General features: G+C 46.2%; 6 protein-coding genes. All 6 read left to right on the top strand.

Going from position 1 to position 5,391, the window contains the following annotated elements; translation table 11 throughout:
• The coding region (guaB, locus tag A3757_RS03140) for an IMP dehydrogenase (RefSeq protein WP_068739153.1) at positions 1–1,287 on the top strand (1,287 nt) is incomplete at its 5' end.
• A 91-nt stretch (positions 1,288–1,378) separates the two neighbouring features.
• Positions 1,379–2,959, top strand: a complete 1,581-nt coding sequence (gene guaA / locus A3757_RS03135) for a glutamine-hydrolyzing GMP synthase (RefSeq protein WP_068511815.1) — start codon at positions 1,379–1,381, stop codon at positions 2,957–2,959.
• 10 nt (positions 2,960–2,969) lie between these two features.
• On the top strand, positions 2,970–3,500 hold the full coding sequence (gene tadA / locus A3757_RS03130) for a tRNA adenosine(34) deaminase TadA (protein ID WP_068511818.1): 531 nt from the start codon (positions 2,970–2,972) through the stop codon (positions 3,498–3,500).
• Positions 3,501–3,582: 82 nt separating this feature from the next.
• Positions 3,583–4,581: a UDP-glucose 4-epimerase GalE gene (galE, locus tag A3757_RS03125; protein WP_068554357.1), complete on the top strand. Its 999-nt coding sequence runs from the start codon at positions 3,583–3,585 to the stop codon at positions 4,579–4,581.
• On the top strand, positions 4,581–5,003 hold the full coding sequence (locus tag A3757_RS03120; RefSeq protein ID WP_068511823.1) for an HIT domain-containing protein: 423 nt from the start codon (positions 4,581–4,583) through the stop codon (positions 5,001–5,003). Before galE ends, A3757_RS03120 begins: the two co-directional genes overlap by 1 nt.
• 9 nt (positions 5,004–5,012) lie before the next feature.
• The coding region (locus tag A3757_RS03115) for a hypothetical protein (protein ID WP_156506142.1) at positions 5,013–5,391 on the top strand (379 nt) is incomplete at its 3' end.

Here is a 5,391-nt window from a genome sequence, read left to right as displayed (position 1 = left end):
GCGCAGGAAGGTGGCATTGGTATCATTCACAAAAACATGACCGCTGAGCAGCAGGCGGCAACCGTTCGTGCTGTTAAGAAATTTGAAAGTGGTGTAGTGAAAGACCCTATTACCGTTGCTTCAAATATGACGGTACGAGAAGTGTTAGAGCTGACGGCAGCTAACAAAATTTCAGGTTTACCGGTTGTTGACGGTAAAGACTTGGTCGGTATTGTCACTGGCCGTGACATCCGCTTTGAAGGCAGTTTGGATACTAAAGTCTCAAGTATCATGACACCTAAAGATAAGCTGGTGACCGTAAAAGAAGGCGCTACTTCAGACGAAATTCGCGAGTTGCTGCATAAGCACAGAATCGAAAAAGTATTAGTGGTTAACGATAGTTTCGAACTAACCGGCCTTGTAACGGTTAAAGATATCCAAAAGTCGCAAGACTATCCAAATGCTTGTAAAGATGAAGCAGGACAGCTCAGAGTTGGTGCTGCTGTGGGTACGGGTGCTGGCACTGAAGAGCGCGTTGATGCATTGGTGCAGGCAGGTGTTGACGTGATTGTTGTCGATACGGCACACGGACACTCTAAAGGCGTTATTGACCGTGTTCGCTGGGTAAAAGAAAACTACCCGCAGGTGCAAGTGGTTGGTGGTAACATCGCAACAGCTGAAGCGGCGATAGCATTGGCTGAAGCAGGTGCAGATGCGGTTAAAGTCGGAATTGGCCCGGGCTCAATTTGTACGACACGAATTGTGGCTGGTATTGGTGTTCCTCAGGTTTCTGCGGTGGCTAATGTTAGTGCAGCTTTGAAAGAGCTTGATGTGCCTGTTATCGCTGATGGTGGTATCCGTTTCTCTGGTGATATTGCAAAAGCGATTGTAGCTGGCGCAAACAGTATTATGATCGGTAGTTTGCTAGCCGGTACTGATGAAGCCCCTGGTGAAATCGAATTATTCCAAGGTCGAAGCTATAAGGCTTATCGGGGAATGGGTTCTTTAGGAGCAATGGGCCAGTCTCAAGGCTCTAGTGATCGCTACTTCCAGGACATTAAATCTGGCGTCGACAAGTTAGTACCTGAAGGTATTGAAGGTCGTGTAGCGTGTAAGGGGCCGATGACTGCAATCATTCACCAGTTAATGGGTGGGCTTCGTTCTAGCATGGGCTACACAGGTAGTGGCGATATTGAAACGATGCGCACGGTACCGCAGTTTACCAAGATTACCGCAGCGGGCATGAAAGAAAGCCACGTTCACGATGTGACCATCACCAAGGAAGCACCTAACTATCGTGTTGGCTAGGCTTTAAGTACTTTTTAAGTTTTATTTATATTATGCGGGGCATCTTCTAGTAGAGCCCCGTTTTGTCTTTCTAAGAGGTTGATTTAATCCCATGACAGACCGTCAAGATATTCACGCACAGCGTATTCTAATTTTAGATTTTGGTTCACAGTACACTCAGTTAATCGCACGTCGAGTGCGTGAACTGGGCGTTTTCTCAGAGATTCGTGCCTGGGATATGGACGAAGCCGAGATCCGTGAATACAAGCCGACGGGTATTGTCTTAGCGGGGGGGCCTGAGTCTGTGCCTGAGCCTGGTTCTCCACGTGCACCAGAAGTTGTTTATAGCTTGGGTGTGCCGGTTTTAGGGATCTGTTATGGCATGCAGACTATGGCCGAACAATTAGGCGGCAAGGTTGAAAGCTCTGATGTACGAGAGTTTGGTTATGCCCAGATTAAATCTGAAGGTGATAGTGCTTTGTTCAAAGATATTGCAGATCACATTGAAGGTGCAAACCGCTTATTAGATGTATGGATGAGCCACGGTGATAAAGTTACTGCGATGCCTGAAGGTTTTGAGTTGATGGCCTCAACTGAATCTTGCCCTATTGCTGGTATGTACTGTGCAGAGAAGAATTTCTTTGGTATCCAGTTCCACCCTGAAGTAACGCATACCCTGCAGGGTGAGCGTATTTTAAGTCACTTTGTAAAAGATATTTGTGGTTGTGAATCACTTTGGACGCCAGCAAAGATTATTGAAGATCAGATTGAACGAGTTCGTGCCCAAGTGGGTGATAAGAAGGTCTTGCTAGGTCTATCTGGAGGTGTTGATTCTTCAGTGGTTGCGGCGCTATTGCATAAAGCCATTGGTGATCAGTTAACCTGTGTTTTTGTCGATAACGGCTTGTTACGTAAGAACGAAGGCGACATGGTGATGGAGATGTTCGCCGAAAACATGGGCGTCAAAGTCATTCGTGCTGATGCTGAAGACTTATTCTTGGGTAAGTTAGAAGGTGTTTCTGATCCCGAGAAAAAGCGAAAAATCATTGGTAATACCTTTATTGAAGTCTTCGATGAAGAAGCAACCAAGATTCAAGACGTTGACTTCTTGGCCCAGGGTACTATTTACCCGGATGTCATCGAATCTGCTGCAGCGAAAACGGGTAAGGCGCATGTTATTAAGTCTCACCACAACGTAGGTGGCTTACCAGACGATATGAAGATGGACTTAGTTGAACCTTTACGCGAGCTATTCAAAGACGAAGTTCGTAAGATGGGCTTAGAGCTAGGTCTGCCTTACGACATGGTGTATCGCCACCCCTTCCCAGGGCCTGGCCTAGGTGTTCGTATTTTGGGGGAAGTGAAGAAAGAATATGCAGAAGTTTTGCGCGAAGCCGACGCTATCTTCCTGGAAGAACTTCATAAGGCAGACTGGTATCACAAAACATCACAGGCATTTGTTGTCTTCTTGCCGGTTAAGTCGGTGGGTGTTGTAGGGGATGGTCGTCGTTATGAATGGGTTGTTTCGTTACGTGCCGTTGAAACAATTGACTTCATGACCGCTCGTTGGGCGCACTTGCCTTATGAATTACTAGAGACGGTATCGAATCGAATTATTAACGAGATCGAGCATATTTCGCGTGTCGCATACGATGTCAGCTCTAAGCCGCCAGCGACGATTGAGTGGGAATAATTAGTAAGAAATGACGAAAGATAAGGTCGCATCAAAAAACTCTGGTAAGGAGCAACGCATAATTGATGAGCGTTGGATGCGACGCGCCTTGAACCTTGCAGAAAAAGCGGGCGCTGAAGGTGAAGTGCCAGTTGGAGCTGTCTTGGTTAGAGGTGAAGAGGTTTTAGGTGAGGCCTGGAACCGCCCCATCGCTAGCTGTGACCCGAGTGCCCACGCTGAAGTGAGAGCTATTCGGGCAGCAGCAGAACACGAAAGAAATTATCGCCTGCCTGGTACGACACTTTATGTCACCATAGAGCCTTGCACGATGTGTATTGGAATGCTGGTTCATGCTCGAATTGATCGTTTGGTGTTTGGCGCTCGTGAGCCTAAAGCGGGTGCGGTAGTGAGTCAGAATAACTTATTGAGTCACCCTTCCATGAATACCGAAATAGTCTATGCTGAAGGAATATTGGCGGAACAATGTAGTCAGATAATACGGGACTTCTTCGCGTTTCGCCGCCAACAGAAAAAACAGATCCGGCAGAATGCTTCACAATAATATTTTTTTCATATCAATCTTTTATAATAATCAAGCTAGGCTGTTGGATAGATAAATTCAGAAACAAAGGAAAGTAGAAAGAATGAAAGTACTTGTAACGGGTGGTGCGGGCTATATTGGTAGCCATGTTGTAAAACAGTTGGGTGAATCAGGCCATGACATAGTGGTTTACGATAACTTATCGACCGGCTATGAGTGGGCGGTGACCTATGGTGAGCTTGTTGTTGGTGATATTGCTGATGTTGAAAAACTTGATCAGGTTTTTGCCAAGCACAAGTTTGAAGCAGTCTTACATTTTGCCGCGAACATTGTGGTGCCCGAGTCAGTCGTAAATCCACTTAAGTACTACAGTAACAATACTCGTAATACCCTGAATTTACTGACTATTATTGAAAAGTATAAAACGCCTTACATGGTATTTTCGTCAACGGCGGCTGTTTATGGTATGCCGGAAGAGAAAGTAATTAGCGAAGATATGCCACTAGCGCCAATCAACCCTTACGGCGCATCGAAAATGATGAGCGAGCAAATGATTCGTGACCTGTCGGCAGCCAGCGATTTGAATCATGTGATTTTGCGTTACTTTAACGTTGCCGGTGCTGACATTACCAGCCGTTTGGGGCAGGCAACCCCCGAAGCGACTCATCTGATCAAGGTCGCTTGTGAATGTGTAACAGGTGAGCGCGATGGTATGGTGATCTTTGGTACGGATTATGAAACACGTGATGGTACCTGTATCCGCGATTACATCCATGTTGATGATTTGGCTAAAGCGCATGTTATGGCGCTCGATTACATGGCGAAAGGCGGTGAATCGCAAATCCTAAACTGTGGTTATGGCCGTGGCTTTACGGTCAGTGAAGTAATCGATACGGTTAAGGAAAAGTCAGGGCAAGACTTTCCGGTTGAAAATGTCGACCGCAGAGCAGGTGATCCTGATGCGCTGATGGCAAATAATGCCAAAATCAAAGCAGTACTAGGCTGGGAGCCAGATCATGATGACTTAGGTGTGATCGTTAAGTCTGCTTTGGATTGGGAAGCTAAGTGGCAGAAACAAAAAGCTGAGAGTGCAGGCGCTTAATGGCAGACTTCAAACTCGACTCACGCCTGGAAAACGATACGATTCACATAGCGTCTTGGCCATTGTGCGAAGTCTTATTGATGAATGATGTTCAGTATCCATGGCTTATTCTTGTTCCTCGCGTGGGTGATGCAACGGAGTTGTATCACTTAAGTGATGAGCAACGTCAGCAGTTAGATCTTGAGTCGATGTATCTTGGGCAAAACCTAATGCAGCTATTCTCGGGTGATAAGCTTAATATTGCCGCCTTGGGGAACGTTGTAAAACAGCTACATATTCATCATGTTGTGCGTTTTGAAGGTGACCCGACATGGCCAGCGCCAATTTGGGGTAAATTGCCTGCTCAGTCTTATAGCACAGATGAACGCCAGGCTACCTTGCTCAAGCTTAAGCGTATTATTGATAAAGACTGGTCTAACTAGTTATTGTCAATGAAGTACGACAGTTCAGCCGTTTCCAAATACCTGGATACCTATGCAGAGCCTGATATCCAAGCTCTGCAACGCTCCCTGGAAAGACCTTTCGACGCTGTGCTGGTTATTCCTGTTTATGATGAGCCCATCACTCAACTCTTAAAGATTATCGATAAAGTTAGCGCTCATTCGGCTGTTTTGATTTTCGTTTTCAATGCACCGGATGTTGATGAGCCTGAAGTTGCTGCTGCGCAGCAGCGAACACGAGAGGCGCTTGAAAGTCTGGTAAAGCAAACGCAGGCTAGGCAAGAGTCTGAGCTATTTCGAGCTAATATTTCCTCCACGCTGACCCTATATTGTATGAGCTATTGTCACGCGGAGCGCCTGTTGTCACCAA

It is taken from the genome of Oleiphilus sp. HI0117, from assembly GCF_001635235.1.
The sequence above is the reverse complement of the archived record's forward strand: the minus strand, read 5'-3'. Positions and strand labels throughout refer to the sequence as shown.